Source organism: Terrabacter sp. NPDC080008, from assembly GCF_040702505.1.
In the GTDB taxonomy this organism is placed as follows: Bacteria; Actinomycetota; Actinomycetes; order Actinomycetales; family Dermatophilaceae; genus Terrabacter.
The window spans coordinates 813,340-836,313 of sequence record NZ_JBFBLC010000002.1 but is presented as its reverse complement, the minus strand read 5'-3'; the positions used below and the strand labels follow the sequence as shown (position 1 = coordinate 836,313).

General features: G+C 73.3%; 22 protein-coding genes and 1 riboswitch. Of the genes, 17 read left to right on the top strand and 5 right to left on the bottom strand.

Features of this window, described 5'->3' with window-relative positions:
* Window position 1: 1 nt before the first annotated feature.
* From def to rpe, 4 genes are all read left to right on the top strand, one after another.
* The gene (gene def / locus AB0316_RS09900) at window positions 2-547 is read left to right on the top strand and encodes a peptide deformylase (protein WP_366272677.1); all 546 of its coding nucleotides are present in this window, start codon (window positions 2-4) and stop codon (window positions 545-547) included.
* 1 nt (window position 548) lies between these two features.
* Window positions 549-1,496, top strand: a complete 948-nt coding sequence (fmt, locus tag AB0316_RS09895) for a methionyl-tRNA formyltransferase (protein WP_366272675.1) — start codon at window positions 549-551, stop codon at window positions 1,494-1,496.
* A complete protein-coding gene (locus AB0316_RS09890) occupies window positions 1,489-3,039 on the top strand; it encodes a transcription antitermination factor NusB (protein ID WP_366272673.1) in 1,551 nt (516 codons plus the stop codon). The genes fmt and AB0316_RS09890 overlap by 8 nt, the downstream gene beginning before the upstream one ends.
* Before the next feature lie 184 nt (window positions 3,040-3,223).
* On the top strand, window positions 3,224-3,880 hold the full coding sequence (rpe, locus tag AB0316_RS09885; RefSeq protein ID WP_366272671.1) for a ribulose-phosphate 3-epimerase: 657 nt from the start codon (window positions 3,224-3,226) through the stop codon (window positions 3,878-3,880).
* A 47-nt stretch (window positions 3,881-3,927) separates the two neighbouring features.
* Here rpe and AB0316_RS09880 read toward each other — a convergent pair whose 3' ends face one another.
* Entirely contained in the window at window positions 3,928-4,524 is a 597-nt protein-coding gene (locus tag AB0316_RS09880) for a DUF6058 family natural product biosynthesis protein (protein ID WP_366272669.1), read from the bottom strand.
* Between the two features lie 140 nt (window positions 4,525-4,664).
* Window positions 4,665-4,795: riboswitch (FMN riboswitch) on the top strand.
* Window positions 4,796-4,912: 117 nt separating this feature from the next.
* Between AB0316_RS09880 and pnuC the strand changes: the two genes are divergently transcribed.
* The 9 genes from pnuC to AB0316_RS09835 are packed head-to-tail and all read left to right on the top strand — an operon-like array spanning window position 4,913 to window position 11,313.
* Entirely contained in the window at window positions 4,913-5,671 is a 759-nt protein-coding gene (gene pnuC, locus AB0316_RS09875; RefSeq protein WP_366272667.1) for a nicotinamide riboside transporter PnuC, read from the top strand.
* A gap of 15 nt (window positions 5,672-5,686) precedes the next feature.
* On the top strand, window positions 5,687-6,742 hold the full coding sequence (gene ribD / locus AB0316_RS09870) for a bifunctional diaminohydroxyphosphoribosylaminopyrimidine deaminase/5-amino-6-(5-phosphoribosylamino)uracil reductase RibD (protein ID WP_366272665.1): 1,056 nt from the start codon (window positions 5,687-5,689) through the stop codon (window positions 6,740-6,742).
* A gap of 9 nt (window positions 6,743-6,751) precedes the next feature.
* Window positions 6,752-7,357 carry a riboflavin synthase gene (locus AB0316_RS09865; RefSeq protein ID WP_366272663.1) on the top strand — a complete coding sequence of 202 codons (606 nt, stop codon included), beginning with the start codon at window positions 6,752-6,754 and terminating at the stop codon, window positions 7,355-7,357.
* Complete coding sequence (ribB, locus tag AB0316_RS09860; protein WP_366272661.1) at window positions 7,354-8,598, top strand: 3,4-dihydroxy-2-butanone-4-phosphate synthase; 1,245 nt, start codon at window positions 7,354-7,356, stop codon at window positions 8,596-8,598. Before AB0316_RS09865 ends, ribB begins: the two co-directional genes overlap by 4 nt.
* Window positions 8,595-9,065, top strand: a complete 471-nt coding sequence (gene ribH / locus AB0316_RS09855) for a 6,7-dimethyl-8-ribityllumazine synthase (RefSeq protein ID WP_366272659.1) — start codon at window positions 8,595-8,597, stop codon at window positions 9,063-9,065. The genes ribB and ribH overlap by 4 nt, the downstream gene beginning before the upstream one ends.
* A 45-nt stretch (window positions 9,066-9,110) precedes the next feature.
* Window positions 9,111-9,374 (top strand): phosphoribosyl-ATP diphosphatase, encoded by a 264-nt coding sequence (locus AB0316_RS09850; protein WP_366272657.1) that lies wholly within the window; start codon window positions 9,111-9,113, stop codon window positions 9,372-9,374.
* A gap of 14 nt (window positions 9,375-9,388) precedes the next feature.
* Complete coding sequence (gene hisG / locus AB0316_RS09845) at window positions 9,389-10,234, top strand: ATP phosphoribosyltransferase (RefSeq protein ID WP_366272655.1); 846 nt, start codon at window positions 9,389-9,391, stop codon at window positions 10,232-10,234.
* 30 nt (window positions 10,235-10,264) lie between these two features.
* Window positions 10,265-10,771 (top strand): PH domain-containing protein, encoded by a 507-nt coding sequence (locus AB0316_RS09840; protein WP_366272653.1) that lies wholly within the window; start codon window positions 10,265-10,267, stop codon window positions 10,769-10,771.
* Window positions 10,768-11,313 (top strand): flavin reductase family protein, encoded by a 546-nt coding sequence (locus AB0316_RS09835; RefSeq protein ID WP_366272651.1) that lies wholly within the window; start codon window positions 10,768-10,770, stop codon window positions 11,311-11,313. Before AB0316_RS09840 ends, AB0316_RS09835 begins: the two co-directional genes overlap by 4 nt.
* A gap of 23 nt (window positions 11,314-11,336) precedes the next feature.
* Here the strand turns inward: AB0316_RS09835 and AB0316_RS09830 are convergent, their stop codons facing one another.
* From AB0316_RS09830 to AB0316_RS09820, 3 genes are all read right to left on the bottom strand, one after another.
* Entirely contained in the window at window positions 11,337-15,173 is a 3,837-nt protein-coding gene (locus AB0316_RS09830; RefSeq protein WP_366272649.1) for an IPT/TIG domain-containing protein, read from the bottom strand.
* 147 nt (window positions 15,174-15,320) lie between these two features.
* A complete protein-coding gene (locus AB0316_RS09825) occupies window positions 15,321-16,517 on the bottom strand; it encodes an MFS transporter (protein ID WP_366272647.1) in 1,197 nt (398 codons plus the stop codon).
* A gap of 2 nt (window positions 16,518-16,519) precedes the next feature.
* Window positions 16,520-17,104 carry a hypothetical protein gene (locus AB0316_RS09820; RefSeq protein ID WP_366272645.1) on the bottom strand — a complete coding sequence of 195 codons (585 nt, stop codon included), beginning with the start codon at window positions 17,102-17,104 and terminating at the stop codon, window positions 16,520-16,522.
* Window positions 17,105-17,159: 55 nt separating this feature from the next.
* Here AB0316_RS09820 and hisF point away from each other — a divergent pair, with 55 nt between their 5' ends.
* On the top strand, window positions 17,160-17,933 hold the full coding sequence (hisF, locus tag AB0316_RS09815; protein ID WP_366272643.1) for an imidazole glycerol phosphate synthase subunit HisF: 774 nt from the start codon (window positions 17,160-17,162) through the stop codon (window positions 17,931-17,933).
* A gap of 4 nt (window positions 17,934-17,937) precedes the next feature.
* Here the strand turns inward: hisF and AB0316_RS09810 are convergent, their stop codons facing one another.
* A complete protein-coding gene (locus AB0316_RS09810; protein WP_366272641.1) occupies window positions 17,938-18,579 on the bottom strand; it encodes a TIGR03085 family metal-binding protein in 642 nt (213 codons plus the stop codon).
* A gap of 72 nt (window positions 18,580-18,651) precedes the next feature.
* Here AB0316_RS09810 and AB0316_RS09805 point away from each other — a divergent pair, with 72 nt between their 5' ends.
* The 3 genes from AB0316_RS09805 to AB0316_RS09795 are packed head-to-tail and all read left to right on the top strand — an operon-like array spanning window position 18,652 to window position 22,940.
* Window positions 18,652-19,209: a GNAT family N-acetyltransferase gene (locus tag AB0316_RS09805; RefSeq protein ID WP_366272640.1), complete on the top strand. Its 558-nt coding sequence runs from the start codon at window positions 18,652-18,654 to the stop codon at window positions 19,207-19,209.
* A gap of 60 nt (window positions 19,210-19,269) precedes the next feature.
* Window positions 19,270-21,132, top strand: coding sequence for an ABC transporter ATP-binding protein (locus tag AB0316_RS09800; protein ID WP_366272639.1), 1,863 nt, complete (start codon window positions 19,270-19,272; stop codon window positions 21,130-21,132).
* Complete coding sequence (locus AB0316_RS09795; protein ID WP_366272637.1) at window positions 21,129-22,940, top strand: ABC transporter ATP-binding protein; 1,812 nt, start codon at window positions 21,129-21,131, stop codon at window positions 22,938-22,940. Before AB0316_RS09800 ends, AB0316_RS09795 begins: the two co-directional genes overlap by 4 nt.
* The last annotated feature ends 34 nt before the right edge of the window (window positions 22,941-22,974 follow it).

Sequence of the window (22,974 nt, the reverse complement as noted above, 5' to 3'; positions counted from 1 at the left end):
AGTGTCGATCAAGGACATCCGACTCTTCGGTGACCCCGTCCTGCGCACCGCCGCAGCCGAGGTCACCGACTTCGACAAGCAGCTGCGGGTGCTCGTCAAGGACCTCGAGGACACCATGCTCGACGCTCCGGGCGCCGGCCTGGCGGCGCCGCAGATCGGGGTGGGGCTGAGGGTCTTCACCTACTGGGTCGACGGGGTGCTCGGCCACCTCGTCAACCCGGTGCTCGACCTGTCCGACGACGAGCAGGACGGCCCCGAGGGTTGCCTGTCGATCCCTGGGCTGGCGTTCGACACCAAGCGGGCCCTGTCGGTGGTCGCCAAGGGCCAGAACATGTGGGGCGAGCCGGTGGTGCTCGAGGGCACCACGCTGCTGGCGCGGTGCGTGCAGCACGAGACCGACCACCTCGACGGCATCCTCTTCGTCGACCGGCTCGATCCCGAGGCGCGACGTGAGGCGATGCGCGCGATCCGGGAGGCGGAGTGGTTCGCGGAGAACCCCCCGGAGGTGCGGATCAGCCCGCACTCGACCTTCGGCCGGGCGATGTGACGTGAGGGTCGTCTTCGCAGGCACGCCCGAGGCGGCCGTGCCGAGCCTCGAGGCCGTGGCCGCCTCGAGCCACGACCTCGTCGGCGTCGTGACCCGCCCCGACGCCCCCGCCGGGCGGGGCCGGCGCCTCGAGCCCTCGCCGGTGCGCCGGCGCGCCGAGGAGCTGGGCGTCCCCGTGCTGACCCCCGACCGCGTCAAGGACCCCGACTTCCTCGAGGCGCTGGAGCAGCTGGCTCCCGACGCGTGCCCGGTCGTCGCGTACGGCAACCTCATCCCACCTGTGGCGCTGACGATCCCGCGCCTCGGGTGGATCAACCTGCACTTCTCGCTGCTACCCGCGTGGCGCGGGGCGGCGCCGGTCCAGCACGCCGTCATGGCCGGCGACGAGCTGACCGGGGCGTCGACCTTCGTCATCGAGCGCGGGCTCGACACCGGTCCGGTCCTCGGCGTCATGACCGAGCGGATCCGTCCGACGGACACCGCCGGCGCCCTGCTCGAGCGACTCTCGACTGCGGGTGCGGGACTGCTCGTCGCGACGCTCGACGGCCTCGAGTCGGGCGATCTCGTCGCCGTGCCGCAACCGGCCGACGGGGTGTCCCTCGCTCCCAAGATCGAGGTCGAGGACGCCCGCATCGTGTGGAGCCGGCCGGCCACCGCGGTCGACCGACTCGTCCGCGGGTGCACCCCCGCGCCGGGTGCCTGGACGACCTTCCGCGGGGAGCGGCTCAAGGTCTCGCCGGTGACGGTCGTTCCGCCCGAGGAGCGGCCCGGCGACCAGCAGCTCGCAGCCGGTGGGCTGCTCGTGACGAAGAAGGCGGTCTTCGTCGGCACGGGCACCGGGCCGGTCCGGCTCGGCACGGTGCAGGCGCACGGGAAGAAACCGATGCCCGCGGCGGACTGGGCCCGCGGCACGCGCGTGCAGGAGGGAGAGGCGGTCGGTGATGAGTGACCCCAGGCCCGACGGTGGCGCCCCGCGCCACCGTCCTGGCGGTGACGGTCGACGCGGTGAGCGACAGCGCCCGCCGGCGCGCGAGCGGTCGGCCCGGCACCGTTCGGAGCAGCGGCCCTCGGAACGCGCCCGACGCACCGACGCCCCCCGGCTCGCCGCCTATACGACCATGCGCGAGGTCGCCCACGGCGCCTACGCCAACCTCGCGCTGCCGAAGCTACTGCGCGAGAAAGGGATCCGAGGGCGCGACGCAGGGTTCGCGACCGAGCTCGTCTACGGCGCCACCCGCCTGTCCGGGCTCTACGACGCGATCATCGCCTCCGCTGCGGGGCGACCGGTCGCCAAGATCGACGCGAACGTCCTCGACACGCTGCGCCTCGGCGCCCACCAGCTCCTCGGCATGCGCGTGCCGAGCCACGCCGCGGTTGACGAGACGGTCGCCCTGGCCCGGCAGGTCAACGGTGCCGGTGCGGCCGGCTTCGTCAACGCCGTGCTGCGCCGCATCAGCGAGCGGGAGCCCGACGAGTGGGTCGACCTCGTCAGCGAGGGCGTCTCCGACCCCGTCGAGCGGCTGGCGCTGCGCACGTCGCACCCCGTCTGGGTCGCCAAGGCGCTCCGGGCCGCGCTCATCGGGCACGGCACGGCGCAGCCGGACGACGTGGAGCAGTCGCTGACGGCGCTGCTCGAGAGCGACAACGCGCCGGCGAAGGTGTCGCTCGCCGCCCGCCCGGGCCTGGCCTCCCTCGACGAGCTCGTCGACGCCGGGGCGGAGGCGTCCGGGCTCAGTCCCGTCGGGGCGACGATGCCCGAGGGTGACCCCGGCGCCATCGCCGCCGTGCGCGACGGACGCGCTGCCGTCCAGGACGAGGGCTCGCAGCTTCTCGTCCTCGCGCTGGCCGCCGCCGACGTCGAGGGTGAGGCGGCCGACCATGAGCGCTGGCTCGACCTCTGCGCCGGCCCGGGCGGCAAGGCGGGGCTGCTGGCCGCCCTCGCCATCGGGCGGCGGATCCCGTTCGTGGCCAACGAGATCAGCGAGCACCGCGCCGACCTCGTGTGGCAGACGCTGGCCGCCGCACGCGCCGAGGCCCGTGACCTCGACGTCAGCCTCAAGGTCCGCCACGGCGACGGGCGCGACCTCGGCGAGGTCGAGCGCGGCGGCTTCAGCCGAGTCCTCATCGACGCTCCGTGCACGGGCCTCGGGGCCCTGCGCCGGCGTCCGGAGGCCCGCTGGCGACGCAGCCCCGGCGACGTGGCGGCACTCGCCGGCCTACAACGCGAGCTGCTCGCCTCCGGGATCGACGCGACCGCCCCCGGCGGCCTCGTCGGCTACGCGACCTGCAGCCCCCACCTCAACGAGACCCGTTTCGTGGTCACCGACGCCCTCAAGAAGCGCGACGACGTCGAGCTCCTCGACGCGCGCCCGCTCTTCGTCGACGCGGCCGGCCAGCAGCTGCCCGACCTAGGTGAGGGGCCGTTCGTGCAGCTGTGGCCGCACCTGCACGGCACCGACGCCATGTTCTTCGCCCTGCTGCGCAAGCGGTGACCCCAGCCGCTCGCCGACGCGCTGGGTACCACTCGGCGCCCGCCGCAGGCGGCCGGTCAGGTGGGCGGGGTCGGGTCGACACGGCATACGCCATCGAAGAGGGCAGCGCGGTGGACCGCCGGCACGGGGCGCCGACGATCCACCGCACTGCGGCGGGTTCGCACGGCGGCCCTAGGCTGTGCGCGTGCAGATCTCACCGAGCATCCTGTCCGCTGATTTCGCCAACCTCGAGGCCGAGCTGGGGCGCATCGCCAACGCGGACTGGGCCCACGTCGACGTCATGGACGCACACTTCGTGCCCAACCTGACGCTCGGCCTGCCCGTCGTCGAGGCGCTGCTCAAGGTCAGCCCGGTGCCGATCGACGCCCACCTGATGATCGAGGACCCCGACCGGTGGGCCCCCGGCTACGCCGAGGCCGGCTGCCAGTCCGTCACCTTCCACGTCGAGGCTGCGAAGGACCCGCGCACGCTGGCCCGGACCCTGCGGGCGGCCGGGGCGCGAGCCTCGATGGCGCTCAAGCCCGCCACCGACTTCGCCCCCTACGAGGAGCTGCTGCCCGACCTCGACATGGTCCTCGTCATGACCGTCGAGCCCGGCTTCGGCGGCCAGTCGTTCATGGCCGACCAGATGCCCAAGGTGCGACAGGTGCGCGAGGCCGTGCGCCGGCACGGAGGTGAGGTCTGGGTCCAGGTCGACGGGGGAGTCAGCGCCGACACGATCGAGCAGTGCGCCGAGGCGGGCGCCGACGTCTTCGTCGCAGGCTCGGCGGTCTACGGCGCCGAGGACGCTGCCGGGGCCGTCGAGCAGCTGCGCGCCCTGGCCGCCCGCCACCGTCACTGAGCCGACGCCCGGCCGGCCGACGGGCTGAGCCAGCGTGCGGTCGTCGTTCAGCGAACGGTTGCCGCGCGCCGGTGGGCGGCGCGGACGTCTTCGATCCAGACCTGGCGTGACGTCGGGCCACCGAAGCGAGCCTCGTCGTAGCTCGTGAAGGGTGGCTCCAGTGCATCGAGCCGGTCCACGGCCGCAGCGAGGCGGGACCGCGACCCTCGTCCCTGCTGCAGGGCCTCGATCTCGGCCTGGATGGCCTCGATGGCCTCGGTCTTGGCCTTGATGTTCTCGGGTGTCACGGACCACAGGCAGACGTACTGGCCGGACAGGTACCCGTGCGTCCACTCCTCCTCGGCGACGTCCTGCTCGACCTCCGCCCAGTGGCCGACGAACCATGCCTCGAGGTCCCCGAGCGACCCCGCCCGGCGCAGGGGTTCCAGGTAGTCGGGATGCACCATCGGAGTCCCGTCCGAGAGCAGGTAGGACGGAAGTGGGAGCTCGCGCTGAGCCATCCAGGTGAGCAGCTGGTCGCGCGGGTAGTCGCTCGTGTCCGGGACCGGGACGAAGTGCCGGCGGACGTACGCGTCGTCTTCGGCACTCATCGGGTGACTGCCGTTGAGCTCGAGGTACAGCTGCTGGACGCGCTTGAGGGTCATCACGCCAGGCTAGGGGTGCCCACCGACACTCTCTTCGCGGGCAGCCGAGGCGCTCCCGGTCGCGGTGAGGACGAGTGCCCGGTGGCGGTTGTCACGCGATCGTGGTGTGCGCGGCACACGCGGACGGGTGCATACTGACCGTACGTGCTCCGGGGTCGGTGTAATTCCGAGCCGGCGGTTACAGTCCGCGACCCGGCCGCATCCAGCGGCCGGTTGACCTGGTGAAACTCCAGGACCGACGGTGAAAGTCCGGATGGGAGGCAGCACGAGACAGGCCGTCGTGGCCTGGGCCGTCGGCATCGTCAGACCGGGCCCCGACCACGAGGGCGTGTGGAGTACCCCCGGAGTTCGTCCGTGAACCGACGAACCACCGAGGGACGAACACCACATGCAGGCTCTTGCTCTGGCCGACCAGACGAAGAACGTCTTCCAACAGGCCATCGACGCGACCATCCCCTTCGGGCCCTACCAGCTGCACTGGCTGGAGCTGATCGGCGTCCTCATCGGGCTCGCCTCGGCCTACCTCGGCATGCGCCGGTGGGTGGCGGCCTGGCCGGTCGGGATCCTCGCCAACATCATGCTGTTCTTCGTCTACCTCGGGGCCCTCTTCGGCGCCGACCAGCGCGTCCCCCTCTTCGGCCAGGCGGGCCGACAGGTCTTCTTCATCGTCACGAGCATCTACGGCTGGTGGCGCTGGTCGCAGTCGCGCCGGATCAACCACGCCGGTGACGAGCGGGGCGTGGCCATCACCCCGCGCTGGGCGACGAGCCGCGAGCGCATCGCCGTGGTCGCCTTCTGGCTGGTCGGGACCGTCCTCGTGCACCAGGCCTTCGTCTGGCTGTGGAACCTCTCGCCGAACCCCTTCTTCACGCCCGAGTGGTGGTTCTACTGGTGCGACGCCTGGATCTTCGTCGGCTCGATCGTCGCGACGTACGCCATGGCGCGCGGCTGGAACGAGTTCTGGCTGGCGTGGATCGGTGTCGACCTCGTCGGGGTCCCCTTCGCCTTCGCCACCGACTACGTGCCGACGGCGGTGCTCTACAGCTTCTACGGCCTGTTCGTCCTCTACGGCTTCACGCAGTGGGTCAAGGTCTCCCGGGTCGAGCGGCGCGACGCCGAGCCCGAGCTCGCGCGGACCTCGAGCTGACGGTCGAACCGCACCATGGGTGACACGTCGGCCGCGACCTGGATGCGCAGGGCGCTGCAGCTTGCTGCGTCGGGCCCCTGGCCCGACCCGAACCCTCGGGTCGGCTGTGTCCTCGTCGCCGAGGACGGCAGCCCGGTCGGTGAGGGCTTCCACCACGGTGCCGGCACGCCGCACGCCGAGGTCGAGGCGCTGCGTGCCGCCGGCGACGCCGCCCGTGGCGCCACCGCGTACGTGACGCTCGAGCCCTGCTCGCACACCGGTCGCACGGGCCCGTGCACCGACGCCCTCGTCGCGGCCGGCGTGGCGCGCGTCGTCTTCGCGCAGTCCGACCCCAACCCCGATGCGGCCGGCGGCGCCGAGCAGCTCTACGCCGCCGGCCTGCAGGTCACCGGGGGAGTGCTCGCCGACGAGGCGGGGCAGCTCAACGAGCGGTGGGGCCGCACCGTGGCCCTCGGTCGCCCCCTGGTCACGTGGAAGCTGGCGACGACCCTCGACGGCCGCAGCGCCGCCGCCGACGGCACGAGCCAGTGGGTGACGGGCGAGCAGGCCCGCGCCGACGTCCACGAGCTGCGGGCCACCCGCGACGCCGTCCTGGTCGGCACCGGGACCGCGCTCGCGGACGACCCACGCCTCACGGTGCGTATGCCGGACGGCACGTCCGCGCCCCACCAGCCCCTCCGCGTCGTGATGGGGCTGCGCGAGCTCCCCGCGGACGCACGCGTGCACGACGGCCCCGGCAGCGTCGTGCAGCTGACCACCCGAGATCCCCGGCAGGCGCTCGACACCCTGTGGGACAGGGGGATCCGCGACGTCTGGCTCGAGGGTGGCCCGACGCTCGCTGCCGCGTTCCTGCGCGCCGGGCTCGTCGACGACGTGTACGCGTACGTCGCCCCGGCGCTGCTCGGCGCGGGACGCGCTGCCGTGGCCGACCTCGGCATCGGGACCATCGCGGACGCCCACCGGCTGCGGCTGCTCGACGTCGCGGTCGTCGGGCAGGACGTGCGCATCCACGCCGCCCCAGCCGGCGACGACGCCCTGGCCACCGACCTCCACCTGACTGAACGACCCTAGGAGACCCACATGTTCACCGGAATCGTCGAAGAGCTCGGCACTGTCGCGGGCATCGAGCACGGCCCCGCATCGGCGGTGCTGCGCATCGAGGGCCCCCTCGTCGTCGCCGACGCGACGCACGGGGCCTCCATCGCCGTCAACGGCGTCTGCCTGACCGTGACCGACCACGACGCGACCGGCTTCACCGTCGACGTCATGGCCGAGACACTCGAGCGCAGCAGCCTCGGAGCCCTGTCGCCGGGCGACAGGGTCAACCTCGAGCGGGCCATGCGGGCCGACGGGCGCTTCGGTGGCCACGTCGTCCAGGGCCACGTCGACGGCACGGCCACCATCACGGGCCGGACACCCGGGGACCGCTGGGAGACGGTCGACTTCACGCTCCCTCCCGGCCTGGCGGCATACGTCGTCGAGAAGGGCTCCATCACCGTCGACGGGGTCTCGCTCACCGTCGCCCACGTCGGCGAGGACTCCTTCGGCGTCTCCCTCATCCCCACGACGCTCGCGCTGACCACTCTGGGGCACAAGGGAGTCGGTGACGTCGTCAACCTCGAGGTCGACGTCATCGCCAAGTACGTCGAGCGGCTGCTCACCCACCGGCAGGAGGCGCTGTCATGACCGGGCTCTCGACCGTCGAGGAGGCCTTCGAGGCCCTGCGGGCCGGCCGGCCGGTGCTCGTCCTCGACGACGAGGACCGCGAGAACGAGGGGGACCTCGTGCTCGCCGCCCAGACCGCCACCGAGGACTGGATGGCCTGGACCATCCGTCACTCGTCCGGCTACCTCTGCGCGCCGATGCCGGGCGACGTCGCCGACCGGCTCCACCTGCCGCTCATGGTCGCCGAGAACCGCGACCCGCTGCGGACCGCCTACACCGTGTCGGTCGACGCCGCCGCGGGCATCACCACCGGCATCAGCGCCGCCGACCGGCTGCGCACCGTGCAGGTGCTCGCCGACCCCGGCTCGACGGCGGCTGACCTCATCCGTCCGGGTCACGTCCTGCCGCTGCGGGCCCGCCCCGGCGGTGTGCTGACCCGACCGGGCCACACCGAGGCGGCGGTCGACCTGACCCGGCTCGCCGGGCTCTCGCCCGTCGGTGTCATCGGCGAGCTCGTCCACGACGACGGCACGATGATGCGCTTCGACGCCGTCGTGGCCCTCGGTCGCGAGTTCGGCCTGCCGGTCGTCACCATCGAGCAGATCGTCGACCACCGCCAGCGCCTCGACCGGGTGGAGCGGCTGGCGAGCACCCTCATCCCGACGGTCCACGGCACGTTCACGGCCCACGGCTACCGGGACACGCTCACCGGCGACGAGCACGTCGCCCTCGTCAGCCCGCGCGGGCTGCGAGGGCGCAGCCGCGGCGGTCCCGTCCTCACGCGCCTCCACTCCGAGTGCCTGACCGGCGACGCCTTCGGGTCCCTGCGCTGCGACTGCGGACCCCAGCTGCAGGCCTCGCTGGCCCGCGTCGGGCGCGACGGCGGCGTCGTCGTCTACCTCGGCGGCCACGAGGGCCGCGGCGTCGGGCTGGTCGACAAGCTGCGCGCGTACGCCGAGCAGGACGCGGGTGCCGACACCGTCGACGCCCAGACGGCCCTCGGGCTGCCGGTCGACGCGCGGGAGTATGCCGCCGGCGCGGCCGTCCTGCACGACCTCGGGGTGACGCAGGTGGTCCTCCTGACGAACAACCCGAAGAAGGTCTCGGCCCTGCGTGGCCTCGGGCTCGATGTCGTCGCGGTCGAGCGGCTGCACACGCCGATGGGCGAGCACAACGAGCAGTACCTCGCGACGAAGCGTGACCGCATGGGTCACGACCTCCCCGTGACGAACGAGCAGCACAGCGGCAAGGAGACGGCATGAAGGACGGCGCCCCCACCATCACGACCGACGGGAGCGGCCTGCGGGTCGCGGTCGTCGCGGCGAGCTGGCACCAGCAGGTCATGGACGGTCTGCTCGACGGGGCCCGCCGCGGCCTCGCCGACGCGGGCGTGAGCTCGGTCGAGGTCGTCCGCGTGCCGGGCACCTTCGAGCTGCCCGTGGCGTGCGCGTCCCTCGCGGAGCGCTTCGACGCCCTCGTCGCGCTCGGCGTCGTCATCCGCGGTGGCACCCCGCACTTCGAGTACGTCTGCCAGGCAGCGACGGTCGGCATCACCGAGGTGTCCCTGCGCACCCACACCCCGATCGGCTTCGGGGTGCTCACGTGCGACGACGAGGCGCAGGCGCTCGACCGCGCCGGCCTGCCTGGCTCCGCCGAGGACAAGGGGCACGAGGCCGCCTCGGCCGCCGTCGCCACCGTGGTGGCGCTGCGCGGCGTCGCCGCCCCGTGAACACCCGTCGGGGGCGCGCCCGCGTGGCCCGTAGGCTGGGGCACCGTGAAGAGCTTTGAGCAGCTGTATGCCGAGCTGGCCGAGAAGGCGCAGACGCGACCCGAGGGCTCGGGCACCGTCGCGCAGCTCGACGCCGGCGTCCACGCGATCGGCAAGAAGGTCGTCGAGGAGGCGGCCGAGGTGTGGATGGCCGCCGAGTACCAGTCGAACGACGAGGCCGCCGAGGAGATCAGCCAGCTGCTCTACCATCTGCAGGTCCTCATGCTCGCCAAGGGCATCTCGCTCGACGACGTCTACTCCCACCTCTGAGGACCTCCACCGCCATGCTGCGAATCGCCGTGCCCAACAAGGGATCCCTGTCCGACGCCACCGTCGAGCTGCTCCGCGAGGCGGGCTACCGCACCCGGCGTGACAGCAAGGAGCTCGTCGTCACCGACCCCGACAACGACGTCGAGTTCTTCTACCTGCGCCCTCGCGACATCGCCGTCTACGTCGGCTCCGGCACCGTCGACGCCGGTGTCACGGGCCGCGACCTGCTCCTCGACTCCGGCTCCGGCGCGGTCGAGGTCATGACGCTCGGCTTCGGCGCCTCGACGTTCCGGTATGCCGGCCGGCCCGGTCACGTGGCCACCGTCGAGGACATCGCCGGCAAGCGCGTCGCGACGTCGTATGCCGGCCTCGTCCGCGCCGACCTCACCTCCCGAGGGCTCTCGGCCGAGGTCGTGCGCCTCGACGGCGCCGTCGAGACGGCGATCACCCTCGGTGTCGCCGACTGCATCGCCGACGTCGTCGAGACCGGCACGACGCTGCGCCAGCAGGGCCTCGAGGTCTTCGGCGAGCCGATCCTGCACTCCGAGGCCGTCCTGATCCGCGGGGACCGCCCCGGGCGCGACCAGGCCGTGGAGGTGCTCAGGCGACGCATCGCCGGGGTCATCACGGCCCGGACCTACGTCATGCTCGACTACGACTGCCCCAAGGAGCTCGTGGACAAGGCGTGCGAGCTGACGCCCGGCCTCGAGTCGCCCACCGTCTCCCCGATGCAGGACGAGGCCTGGGTGGCGGTGCGCGCCATGGTCCCACGGCTCGGCCGCAACCGGCTCATGGACGAGCTCTACGACCTCGGTGCCCGGGCCATCCTCGTCACCGACATCGCGGCCTGCCGGCTGTGAGCCCCGACCCCGAGCGGCGGAGGTGACGTGGTGAGCCGGAGACCCGCACCCGGGTCGAGCACCCCGTCGGCCCCCGAGGCCCTGGCGCCCTTCCGGTCCCGCCGTGGCCGTGCCGTGGCGCTGGGCGCGATGTGGGCCTCGCTCGTGCTCTTCGGCGTCATCGGCGTCGTCATCTCGATGCAGGGCGAGGCGGGGTGGGGGCTGGGCGACGGGCTGATGTTCTTCGGCCTCGGCGTCGTCATCGCCTACATCGCGTGGCGCTACGCCTCGATCGTCGCCGTGCCCAGCCGGGCCGGCCTCGTCGTGCGCAACCTCGTGCTGACCCGCACCCTGCAGTGGCCCGAGATCGTGCGCGTCCAGTTCGGCGGCGGCGAGCCGTGGGTGAGCCTGGACCTCGAGGACGGCGACACGGTGGCCGTCATGGCGATCCAGAAGGCCGACGGGCCCGTCGCCGGCCGCGAGGCCTCGCGGCTGGCGGCACTCGTCCAGGCGTTCGGCGAGGCGGCCGAGCCGGGCGACCGCCGAGGGCTCGGATGACCGGAGAGCCGACGCCGGAGCGGATGCGCCACGCCCTGGGCCACTTCGCGACGGGCGTGACCATCGTGACGGGCTTCACCGAGGACGGGTCGCCGGTCGGGTTCGCCTGCCAGTCCTTCGCCTCCGTCTCGCTGCACCCCCCGCTCGTGCTCTTCTGCGCCGACCACCGGGGGCGCTCGTGGCCGAGCATGCGCGGGCAGGGCCGCTTCTCGGTCAACGTGCTGCGCCACGAGCAGCGCGAGCTGATCGCCCGGTTCGGCTCGCCGCGGGGCGCGCGGTTCGACGGCCTCGAGTGGACCGCCTCCGTCCACGGCGGCCCGAGCCTGCCGGGAGTACTGATGCGCGTCCACTGCTCGGTCGAGCAGGTCCACGTCGCCGGTGACCACGACGTCGTCGTCGGGCGCGTGCTCGAGCTGGAGGACGGAGAGTCGGGTCGCCCGATGCTCTTCTACCGCGGTCGCTTCACCGTCACGGAACGGCGTGCGTCCTCGGGCGACGACGGTGACGCGGGCACCGAGCCCATGGACGACTACTGGGGCTGAGCGTCCGCTCAGCCTCGGTCGCCTCAGCGGAAGTGGATGAAGTTCGACGGCCAGGAGTAGCTGCCGCGCGTCAGGATCCGGCGCCCGCTCATCGAGGTGTAGGTCTTGCCGAGCACGTAGCCGCCGTAGCCGCTCTCGGAGATGGCGACCGTGTTGCCGTCGGAGCTGACCCAGTCCACGTACGCGACGTGGTTGGAGTTCCACTGGGCGATGTCACCGACACGGGGGCGCTGGTCGACAGCGAAGCCCTTGGCCCGCGCGTAGTCGTCCCAGGTCGCCGCGTTGCCGAGGTTGCCCGGGTTGGGCACGCCGTCGCGGGAGAGTCGGTAGGCCGAGAAGTTCGTGCAGTTGTTGCCCCACGCGTCGACCGGGTAGCCCCAGGCGCGCTGGCCGTAGTAGCCGAACCGGGAGATGCAGTCCTGGGTGGCCCGCGAGTAGCAGGCCCAGCCGGCGGGGGCCGGCCCACCGGTGATGGCCCACGTGACGGTCGAGCCCCGGTAGACCGCGACGTTGGACGTGCCGAGCACGCGCACGACGGCCCCTGACCCGCTCGTCCTCGTCGACCAGCGCACGACGCCGCCGGCGCTACGGACCACGAAGCTGCCGTCGGTCTGCATCGCGGCGGTGTTGCCCGCCCCCGTGGTGAAGGTCGCCCAGCGGCGCACGCCCTGCGCCGTCGTGAGCACGAGGTTGCCGTCGGTGCGCATGACGAGGGACCACGCCGAGTTCGACGACACGATCGACTCGCCCGGGCGAAGGACCTGGCCCGCGAGCATCCGGTCGTAGCGCACGCCGCGGTGGTCCCACACCGTCGAGCTGCCCTGGCGCGCCTGGAGCAGGCCGCCGTCGGTGAGGGTCGCCTGCGCCCCGGTCCACCCGTTGGTGCCGCTCGACCACGCGACGGTGCCGTTGACACGCAGGACGGCGAGGTTGCCGTCGGGGCGCACGACGAGCCGGTTGCCGGCGCCGGTCGTGGCGCTCGCCCAGCGCCGGGCGCCGGAGGAGGTCGCGACCACGAGGTTGCCGTCCGCCTGCATCGTGGCGGTGTAGCCCCCGGCCGGCGCGCGCAGGGCGGTCCCCGGTGAGAGCGTCTGTCCGGGAAGCAGGCTCGCGCCGGCGACGTAGGTGAACCCGGAGGCTCGGGTGGCCGTGCCCGCCCGTGTGGTGACCTGGACGGACACTGCGCCGGTCGCCGCGCGTGGCGGCACGACGGCCGTCAGCTGGGTCGCGGAGACCCGGGTGAACGTCGTGGCGGCCACGCCGCCGATCCGGACGGCCGACACCGAGGTGAACGAGGTGCCGCGCAGGGTCACGACCGTGCCGCCCCGGAGCGGACCGGTCGCCGGCGTGACCGATGCGACGACCGGAGCGTCCTGGAAGGTGAAGCGTCCGGCGGGGACGACCGGCGAGGTGCCACCGGGCGTGGTGACGCGCACGTCGACGTCGCCCTCGGCGTGCGGCGGCAGGGTGACCCGCAGCTGGGTGGCCGAGAGCGGCGTGACGGTGCTCGCCGGCACGCCGCCGAAGGTCACCGACGACACGCGGTCGTAGCCCGTGCCGCTGAGGGTCACGACGCCGCCGCCCTTCGTGGGCGCGAGCGCCGGGGACACGGCGGTCAGCGTCGGCACCGGCTGGTAGGCGAACCGGCCCGCGGCGGTGACGGGAGAGACGCCGCCGGGGGTGCTCACGCGTACGTCGACGGTGCCCACTGCGTGCGCGGGAGCCGTCACCCGCAGGGTGGTGTCGGAGAGGCGCAGCAGCGCGCTCGCGGGTACGCCGCCGAACGTGACGGTCGTCGCGAGCGCCAGTCGGGTGCCCGTGAGGGTGACGACGGTGCCGCCGAGCGGGCCGGCCGGCGCCGACAGGGCGGTCACGGCCGGAACGCCGACGTAGGTGTATCGACCGACGGCGGTGTCCGGGCTCGTGCCGTTGGCGTTCGTGACGCGGACCGCGACGGTGCCCTCTGCCTGGGCCGGGGCGGTGGCGCGCAGTGTCGTGTCGGACACCCGGACGACACCGGTGGCGAGCGCCGAGCCGAAGCGCACGGAGGTGGCCTCGGCCAGGTCGGTGCCGGTCACGGTGACGACGGTGCCGCCGGTGAGCGGGCCGGCCGTGACGGAGATCCCGGACACGGCCGGCGGGCGGCCGAACGCGTACCGCGAGGCGGCGCTCGGGACCGAGGTGCCGCCGGGGGTGGACACGACGACGTCGACCGGGCCGGTGGGGTGGGCGGGTGCGGTCACGCGCAGGGTGGTCGGGGACACCCGGACGAGGTCGGTCACGCTGGTCGTGCCGAAGCGGACCGCCGTCGCGCGGGTGAGGCCCGTCCCGGTCAGGGTCACCACGGTTCCACCGGTCCGTGGGCCGGTCGAGGGCGAGAGCGACGTCACCGCGGGAACCGGGTCGTACGCGTACGCGGAGGCGGCGCCGGCGGCGGACGTCCCGTAGGGGGTCGTCACGGTGACGGAGACGGTGCCCGCAGCGTGGGCCGGCGCGACGGCGCGGATCGTCGTCGCGGACACGACGGTGAAGGTGGCCGGAGCGGTGCCGAATGAGACCCGGCTCGCGCCGCCCAGCCGGGCGCCGGTGATCGTCACGGGCGTGCCGCCCCGGACCGGTCCGGCGGTGGTCGACAGCGCCGTGACGGCGGGGGGCGCCGAGTAGCTGAAGCGTGCTGCGGCGCCGACGGGGGAGGTGCCTCCGGGGGTCACCACCCGCACGTCGACCGTGCCGGCGAGCCCGGCGGGGGTGACGGCACGCAGCGTGGTGGCGGAGACGCGGACCAGCCTCGTGGTCGTGGCCGTGCCGAACCGCACGGCGGTCGCCCGGCCCAGCGACGTCCCCGTCAGGGTGACGGTGGTGCCGCCGGTCGTCGACCCGGACGGGGGCGAGACCCGGGTCAGCATCGGGACCGCCTCGTAGGCGTACGTGTTCGCGGCGCCGACGACGGAGGTGCCGGAGGCGGTGCGGACCCGGACGCTCACCGTGCCGGCGGTGTGCCCGGGAGCCGTGACGCGCAGCTGCGACGCGGACAGGACGGTGAACCGGGCGGCCGGTGTGGCGCCGAACGTCACGGCGGTCGCGCCGGTCAGGCGCGTGCCGGTCACGGTGACGACCGTGCCTCCGGCGACGGGGCCGGCGGCCACCGACAGGGCCGTCACGGTGGGCGGGACGAGCACGGGCGGCACGGTGTAGGTGAAGCGGTCCGCGGCGGTGGCGGGGGAGGTGCCGCCGGGGGTCGTGATGCGCACGTCCACGGTGCCGGCGGCATGGGCCGGCGCGGTGACCCGCAGCTGGGTCGCCGACAGCCGGGTGATGCTCGTGGCGGCGGTGGTGCCGAAGCGCACGGCGCTGACCCGGTAGAGGGCCGTGCCGGTGATCGTCACGGCTGCGCCGCCGCGGGTGGTGGTGCTGCGGACGGACAGCGCCGACACCGTCGGCACGGGGTCGAAGGCGAAGCTCGCGCGCGACGAGACGGGGGAGGTCCCGGAGGGGGTGACGACGCGGACGTTCGTCACGCCCGGCGCGTGCGCGGGCGTGACGACGCGGACGCGCGTGCTCGAGATCCGGGTGACCCGCGTGACGACCGATGCGCCGAAGAGCACCTTCGTGGTGGCACCGACTCCCGTGCCGGTGAGGTCTACGGCGGTGCCGCCCCGGGTGGGCCCGGCGACGACCGAGAGGCTGACGGAGGTGGGGGCCGGCAGCGTCGCCGCTGTCGCCGTCGAGGAGGCCGTGACGCCGGGGAGGCCGACGAGCAGGGCCACCGAGACGAGCACCGCCAGGGCCCGCCCGGCGCCGGCGCTGGGCCTGGGCCTGCGGTGGTGAGCGGTCTTCACACGGGTGGGCCCAGGCAGCATTCGTCGATCTCCTTGCACGTCAGCACGTCCGCGGAGCATCTTGCACAGACAAATCGGACTTTGTACGCGGTTTGCACCAACTCGTCCGAGACAGAGCCTTCCCGGCGGCGACCCAAGGGGTGGGCGCCGCCGGCCCCTCCGGTGGCCTCAGTCCACGCGGCGCAGGTCCGGCCGGAGGCGGAGCACGACCAGCCCCTGCAGGACGCCGATGGCCGCGAGGATGCCCCACACGAGCGGCAGGCCACCGCTGACGTCGCGGACGAAGCCCATGGCGAGCGGGCCGACGGAGGCGACGCTGTAGGAGATGAGGAACGCCATGCCCGTGAGGCGCCCACTGGCCTCCGGGGTGCGGGCGTAGCGCACGAGCAGCACGAGGGCGAGCGAGAAGGCGGCCCCCTGGCCGAGGCCCGCCACCACGGCCCAGAGCCACGGGGCCGACAGGGGCGAGAGCCAGATGCCGAGGCAGCCGAGGATGCCGAGGATCGCGGCGGGCATCAGGAGCCGGCGCATGTCGGCAGCGCGGTCGCTGAGTACCGGCCCGAGGAGCCCCGAGACGAGCTGGGCGAAGCTGAAGACGGCGGCGAGGAAGCCCGCGGACTCACGGGACCAGCCGTGCTCGACGTAGGTGGGGGCCAGCCAGGTGATGGCCGAGTAGAAGCACCACGACTGCAGGGCGAGGTAGCCGGCGACGAGCCAGGCGGTCGGGTGGCGCCAGGGGAGGCGGCCGGGTCCTTCCTCGCCCGGGGTGTGGTGCGGGTTGGCCCGCACGGTGAAGGGGGCCCACGCGAGGGTGCCGACGAGCGCGACGAGCGACCACGACGCGAGCGAGGCCTGCCAGCTGCCGAGACGGTTGGCGAGCGGCACGGCGACCGCCGAGCTCAGGGCGGCCCCGCCCATCATGGCGAGCATGTAGAGGCCGGTGACGAGGCCGGTGCGCTCGGGCGGGAAGTAGGTCTTGACGAGGCGGGGGAGCAGCGTGCCCGCGACCGCGATGCCGACGCCGCACAGGAAGGTGCCGACGTAGAGGACGACGACGTTGCCGCCGGCCAGCCGGCTCGCCGTGCCGACGAGGATGGCCACGACGGCGCCGAGAACAGCCCCGGCCGCTCCGAGGTGGTGGGCGATGCGACTGGCGACCGGTGCGAACAGTCCCATGCACAGCACCGGCAGGGTGGTCAGGGCGCCGGCGGCCGCGTGGCTGAGGCCGAGGTCGGCCGAGATCACGTCGAGCAGCGGCGGGATGCTGGTGATCGCGATCCGCAGGTTGGCGGCGACGGCCACGAGGGCCAGCGCCATGACCCACACGGGCGGTAGCGGACGGATCACACGGTCGCGGTTCGGCACCCTCAGAGACTAGATGTGTCCAGGACGAGGTCCGCACGCTCCCTCGTGGTGTCCGCGGCGAACAGCGCGGCCTCCTGGTCGGCCCACTGCTGCCAGTGCGGGCGGTAGGCCTCGCCGTCCCGCGCGAGCCCTCGACGCCTCCGAAGCGCTGGGTCGGCGTCGACGAAGACGGTCACGGCGGCATACGCCCTCGCCGGGCCCACGCTCGAGCCGCACCCCTCGACGACGAGGAAGTCGCTGGGCGGGACCTCCCGGGTGCCCGCCCACTCGTCGCGCACCCAGCTCCAGATCGGGTATGCCGCGTGCGCGCCACGGGCGAGCGGCTCCAGCACCCGCGTGGCGAGCAGCTCCGGCGCCTGCGCGAGCCCGTCCCACCCGGGGTAGAGGTGGTCCAGGTGCACGACCGCGACGGTGCCGACGGCCTCGAGCGCGCTCGCGACGCCGCGGGCCAGGGTGGTCTTGCCGGCGCCGCTCGGGCCGTCGAGGGCGACGACGACGGGGCCGCGCGCGGGGCCGGCGGCGAGCGCCAGCGCGACGACGGCGTCCACGTGCTCGCGCGCCGGCGGGTGCGTGCCCTCGTCCCACATGGGCGTGACCCTACCGAGGCGGGAGCACGGCCCCGGCTGGCCTAGATTTGTGGCCATGCCGGTCGCCACGAGAGTCATCGCCTGTCTCGACGTCGACGCGGGGCGCGTCGTCAAGGGCGTCAACTTCGAGAACCTGCGCGACGCCGGCGACCCCGTCGAGCTCGCCAAGGTCTACGACGACCAGGGCGTCGACGAGCTGACCTTCCTCGACGTGACCGCGAGCAGCGGTGACCGCGAGACCACCTACGACGTCGTCCGCCGCACGGCCGAGCAGGTGTTCATCCCGCTCACCGTCGGCGGCGGGGTGCGCACCGTCGAGGACGTCGACCGGCTGTTGCGTGCCGGCGCCGACAAGGTCGGCGTCAACACCGCCGCCATCGCCCGGCCCGAGCTCATCTCCGAGATCGCCGCCCGGTTCGGCGCCCAGGTGCTCGTGCTGTCGGCCGACGTGCGCCGGCGCCTCGGTGACGACGGCCGGCCGACCGACGACTTCGTCATGACGACCCACGGGGGGCGCACGCCGGTGGACCTCGACGCGGTCGAGTGGTGCGCCAGGGCGGCCGAGCTCGGTGCCGGTGAGATCCTGCTCAACTCGATGGACGCCGACGGGACCAAGGAGGGCTTCGACCTCGAGCTGATCAGCCGGGTGCGGGCCGCCGTCGCCGTGCCCGTCATCGCGAGCGGCGGTGCCGGCCGCGTCGAGCACTTCGCGCCGGCCGTCGAGGCGGGAGCCGACGCGGTGCTCGCGGCCAGCGTCTTCCACTTCGGCGAGCTCACGGTGGGCCAGGTCAAGGACGCGCTGCGCGCGGCCGGGGTCACCGTCCGCTGAAGGCTCAGCCGAGCCCGAGCTCGGCCTCCTGCAGGGCCGCGATGTCGTCGGCGTCCCCGCCGAGCTCGACCCGCGCCACGTCCTTGCGGCCGTACGCGTAGAGCACGAGCTCTGCGGGTGTCCCGCGAAGGACCACGGTGCCGTGGTGGTCGGGCAGCTTGGCGGCATACCGGCCGTGGCCCTCGGCGATCAGGACGATCCCGGTGGCCGACTTGCGGAACATCAGCCGGGCCGAGCGCCGCAGCGCCGTCCACAGCGCGCCCTGCATCGCCGTCGAAAGGTCCCGCGGCTCCCAGCCCGGCTGGGCGCGGCGGACGTCCTCGTGGTGGACGAAGAACTCGATGGTGTTGGCCAGCTCGTCGACCTTGGGCTGCGACATGGGGTTCCACGCCGGGGCTCCGCGACGGAACGTGTCGACGAGAGCGGCGTAGTCGCCGTGGGTGATCGCCCGCTCCCGGCGCCGGACCCGATCCGAGAGGAACGGGATGGCGCCGCCGATGAGGAGGTCGGGCCGCCGCTCGCGGATCACGAGGTGCGCGGCGAGGTCACGGGTCTGCCAGCCCCCGCAGAGGGTGGGCTCGTCGGGCCCGAGCCGGTCGAGCTCGTCGCTGAGCCGGAGACGTTCGGACTGGGCGTGGCGCGTCATGGGCCCATCCTCTCAGCACGGGCCCGTGCGAACGTGGTGGCACGGGACGTGGCGCCTGCCTAGGGTCGGAGCGTGATCGAGCTCGTGCGCCCCACCGTGGACCTGTCCGCCTCGTGGTGGGAGCTGGTCGACGACTTCGCCGGGGAGACGATCCACGGGTCCGGGTTCCGGCAGGATCAGCGCGAGATCCTGCGTGATCCCGACGTCTTCGAGGAGTGGGTGGACTGGCTCGGGCGCCAGGAGCGCAGCGACCAGGTCCTGCCAGAGGGGCGGGTGCCGTCGTCGAACCGTTGGGTGCTGCGCGAGGGCCGTGTCGTCGCGACCATCGCGGTGCGCCACATCCTCACCCCGTCACTGCTCGTCGAGGGCGGGCACATCGGGTATGCCGTCTCGCCACGGTTCCGCCGGCAGGGGGTCGCCCGTGCGGCGCTCGGTCTCGGGCTGCGCCTCGCGGCCTCCCGGGGCATCGACCGGGCGCTCGTCACCTGCGACCGGGGCAACGTGGCGTCCGCGAGGACCATCGCCGCCTGCGGCGGCGTTCTCGAGGACGAGCGCGACGGCGTCCTGCGCCACTGGGTCCCGACCTCGGGGGGCCCGTCCCGGCGTGCCGGCGGTGTCGGTGCGCCATGAGAGGCTGAGGGGTCGACCGCAGAGCAGCACCAGGGCATGTCAGCAGGGGAGCAGCGCAGAGTGAACGTCCCGACCAGATCGACCCTTCGGGAGGGTCTCGCCGTCATCGGCCGGGGGATCAAGGGCCAGCCGCGCTGGTTCGCCCTGGCGGTGCTCGGCAGCGTCGTCTACGGCGTGATGACGAGCCTCACGGCGGCCGCGATCGGCTACGTCGTCAAGGAGGCGGTCTCGCCGGCCATCGCCGCGCACCACGTGACCGCCTCGCAGCTATGGTTCATCGGCGGGGTCATGGGCGCGGTCGTGCTCACGACGATCGTCGGGGTCATCGGGCGACGCATCGCCGGCGGCGTGGCGATGTACAACCTCGGTGCGATGTACCGCCGCAAGGTCACCCGCCAGTACCTCCGGCTGCCGCTCAGCTGGCACCACCGGCACCCGTCGGGCCAGCTGCTCTCCAACGCCAACGCCGACGTCGAGGCGACGTGGAACATCTTCGCGCCGCTGCCGATGGCGCTCGGCGTCATCGTGATGCTCGTCTTCGGCGTCGTCCAGATGGTCGTCGTCGACCCTTGGCTGGCCGTCGTCGGCCTCACCGTCTTCCCGATGCTCTTCCTGGCCAACGTCGCCTTCCAACGGGCCATGTCGCCGCGGGTCACCCGCGCCCAGCAGCTGAGGGCCGACGTCTCGGAGGTGGCCCACGAGAGCTTCGAGGCGGCGCTCATCGTCAAGTCGCTGGGCCGCGAGGACCAGGAGACCGAGCGCTTCCGCGCCGTGACGCACGAGCTGCGCGACGCCAACATCGAGGTCGGTCGCACCCGCGGTCGCTTCGACCCGGCCATCGAGGCCATCCCGACCGTCGGCACGCTCGCCGTCCTGCTGGTCGGCACGCTGCGTGTCAGCAGCGGACTGCTGACGGCGGCCCAGGTCGTGCAGATCGCCTACCTCTTCTCGATCCTCGCCTTCCCGGTGCGGGCGCTCGGCTGGGTGCTCGCGGAGCTGCCCCGGGCCGTGGTCGGCTGGAACCGCGTCTCGGCGGTCCTCGACGCCGAGGGCAGCATGACCTACGGCGACCGCTCCCTCCCCGCCGGCTCGCCCAGCCACCTGCAGGCCGAGCGCCTCAGCTACTCCTACGAGATCGAGACCGAGTCCGGCGAGGTCGCCCTCAACCCCGCCGTCGTCGACGTCGAGCTCGACGTCGCTCCCGGCTCGACCGTCGCGGTCGTCGGCCCCACCGGCAGCGGCAAGTCGACCCTGACCAACCTCGTCATGCGGCTCGTGGACCCCGACACCGGAGCAGTCCTCATCGACGGCGTCGACCTGCGCCAGGTGCGCCGCGGGGGTGTCAGCGAGGTGGCCGCCCTCGTCGCCCAGCAGACCTTCATGTTCGACGACAGCGTCCGCGGCAACATCACGCTCGGCGCCGACCACGACGACGCCTCCGTCTGGCAGGCCCTCCACGTCGCACAGGGCGCCAGCTTCGTCGAGAAGCTGCCGCAGGGACTCGACACGCATGTCGGCGAGCGCGGCGCCAGCCTCTCTGGCGGCCAACGCCAGCGGATCGCCCTGGCCCGGGCGGTGATCCGCCGGCCGCAGCTGCTGGTCCTCGACGACGCCACCTCGGCCGTCGACCCCAGCGTCGAGCAGGCCATCCTCGCCGCCCTGCGCGAGGCGAGCTCGGGCACGACGGTCCTCGTCGTCGCCTACCGGATGGCCACCATCCTGCTCGCCGACGAGGTCGTGTACGTCGAGGGCGGGCGCGTCGTCGACCACGGCTCTCACGCGCAGCTGCTGGGACGGTGCGCCGGCTACGAGCGGCTCGTCACGGCATACGCCCGCGAGGCAGCTGAGCGCGAGGCGATCGCTGCCGACGAGGAGCTCGCCGACGGCACACCGGGCACCGAAGCCGAGGAGGTCTCACGATGAGCACACGCACCCAGGCCGTCGTCGAGCACCACGGGCTGGCGACCGGCACCGAGCTGGGCACGTGGCAGACGCTGCGCCGCGGCGTGCAGCTCTCTCCCGAGCTGCGCAAGGGCATCTGGGTCACGATGCTGCTCGCCGTGCTCTCGACCGTCGGGCGCGTCCTCGTGCCCTTCGTCGTCCAGCGCATCACCGACGACGGCATCCTCGCCCCCGGCGGACCGGACATGCGCGTCGTGGCCACGTACATCGCGATCGCCCTCGTGGGCGTCGTCGTCACCGCGGTGTCCGCGTACTTCGTCAACATCCGGCTGTTCCGCTCGTCCGAGACCGGACTGGCGACCCTGCGGCTCAAGGCCTTCCGCCACATCCACGACCTCGCGATGCTGACCCAGAACTCCGAGCGGCGGGGGTCACTCGTCTCTCGGGTGACGAGCGACGTCGACACGATCTCGATGTTCGTGCAGTTCGGCGGGCTCATGCTGATCATCAACATCGCGCAGATCTCGCTCGCGACGGTGCTGATGCTCGTCTACAGCCCGATCCTGGCCCTCGTGGTGTGGCTCTGCTTCGTGCCGCTCTTCCTCATCATCCGCAAGTTCCAGGGCATCGTGGGTCGCGCCTACACCCGGGTCCGCGAGCGGGTCGGCGACATGCTCGGCGCCATCTCCGAGGCCGTCGTCGGGGCGCAGGCCATCCGCGCGTATGCCGTCGAGGACCGCACCGCGGTCCGCATCGACGCCGCCGTCGAGGCCCACCGCAAGGCGGCCATCGGGGCGCAGGCCCGCTCGGTCGTCGCCTTCAGCTCAGGGCAGCTCGTCTCGGGCCTGACGACCGCCGTCGTCCTCGTGGTGGGCACGGTGCTGGCGACGCGCGGCAGCCTGACCCTCGGCGAGCTGCTCGCCTTCCTCTTCCTCGTCAACCTCTTCACCCAGCCGGTCCAGCAGGCCACCGAGATCCTCAACGAGATGCAGAATGCCGTCGCCGGCTGGCGCCGCGTCATCGGCATCATCGACACCCCGGCCGATGTCGCCGACCCGGCTGACGAGGGCGTGACGCTGCCGCGCGGGCCGATCACCGTGCAGTTCGACGGCGTCGGGTTCGCCTACCCCGGTGGGGCGCCCGTGCTCCACGACATCGACCTCACCATCTCGCCCCGCAGCCGGGTGGCGATCGTCGGCGAGACGGGGTCGGGCAAGTCGACCCTCGCCAAGCTGCTGACGCGGCTGATGGACGCGAGCAGCGGCACCGTGCGGCTCGACGGCGTCGACCTGCGCACCATCCGGTTCTCCTCGCTGCGCTCGCGCGTCGTGCTCGTGCCCCAGGAGGGCTTCCTCTTCGACGGCACCCTGCTCGACAACATCCGCTTCGGCCGGCCCCAGGCGAGCGAGGACGACGTGCGGCTCACCCTCACCGAGCTCGGGCTCGACGGCTGGGTGGCGACGCTGCCGCTCGGGCTCGCCACCGACGTGGGCCAGCGCGGCGAGTCCCTCTCGGCGGGGGAGCGCCAGCTCGTCGCCCTGGCCCGCGCCTACCTCGCAGACCCCGACCTGCTCGTGCTCGACGAGGCCACCTCGGCCGTCGACCCCAGCACCGAGGTGAGGCTGCAGCGTGCCCTCGACTCGCTCACCCGGGGCCGCACCTCGATCGCGATCGCCCACCGGCTCTCCACCGCGCAGGCGGCCGACGAGGTGATCGTCGTCGACACCGGCCGCATCGTCGAGCGGGGTCCGCACAGCGAGCTGGTCAGGCAGGGCGGGGTCTACTCCCGACTGCACGAGTCGTGGGTCGCCCAGCAGCGGGCCGTCTGACCCGGCGCCTGCCGCCGGGTTCGGTGACGGTGCG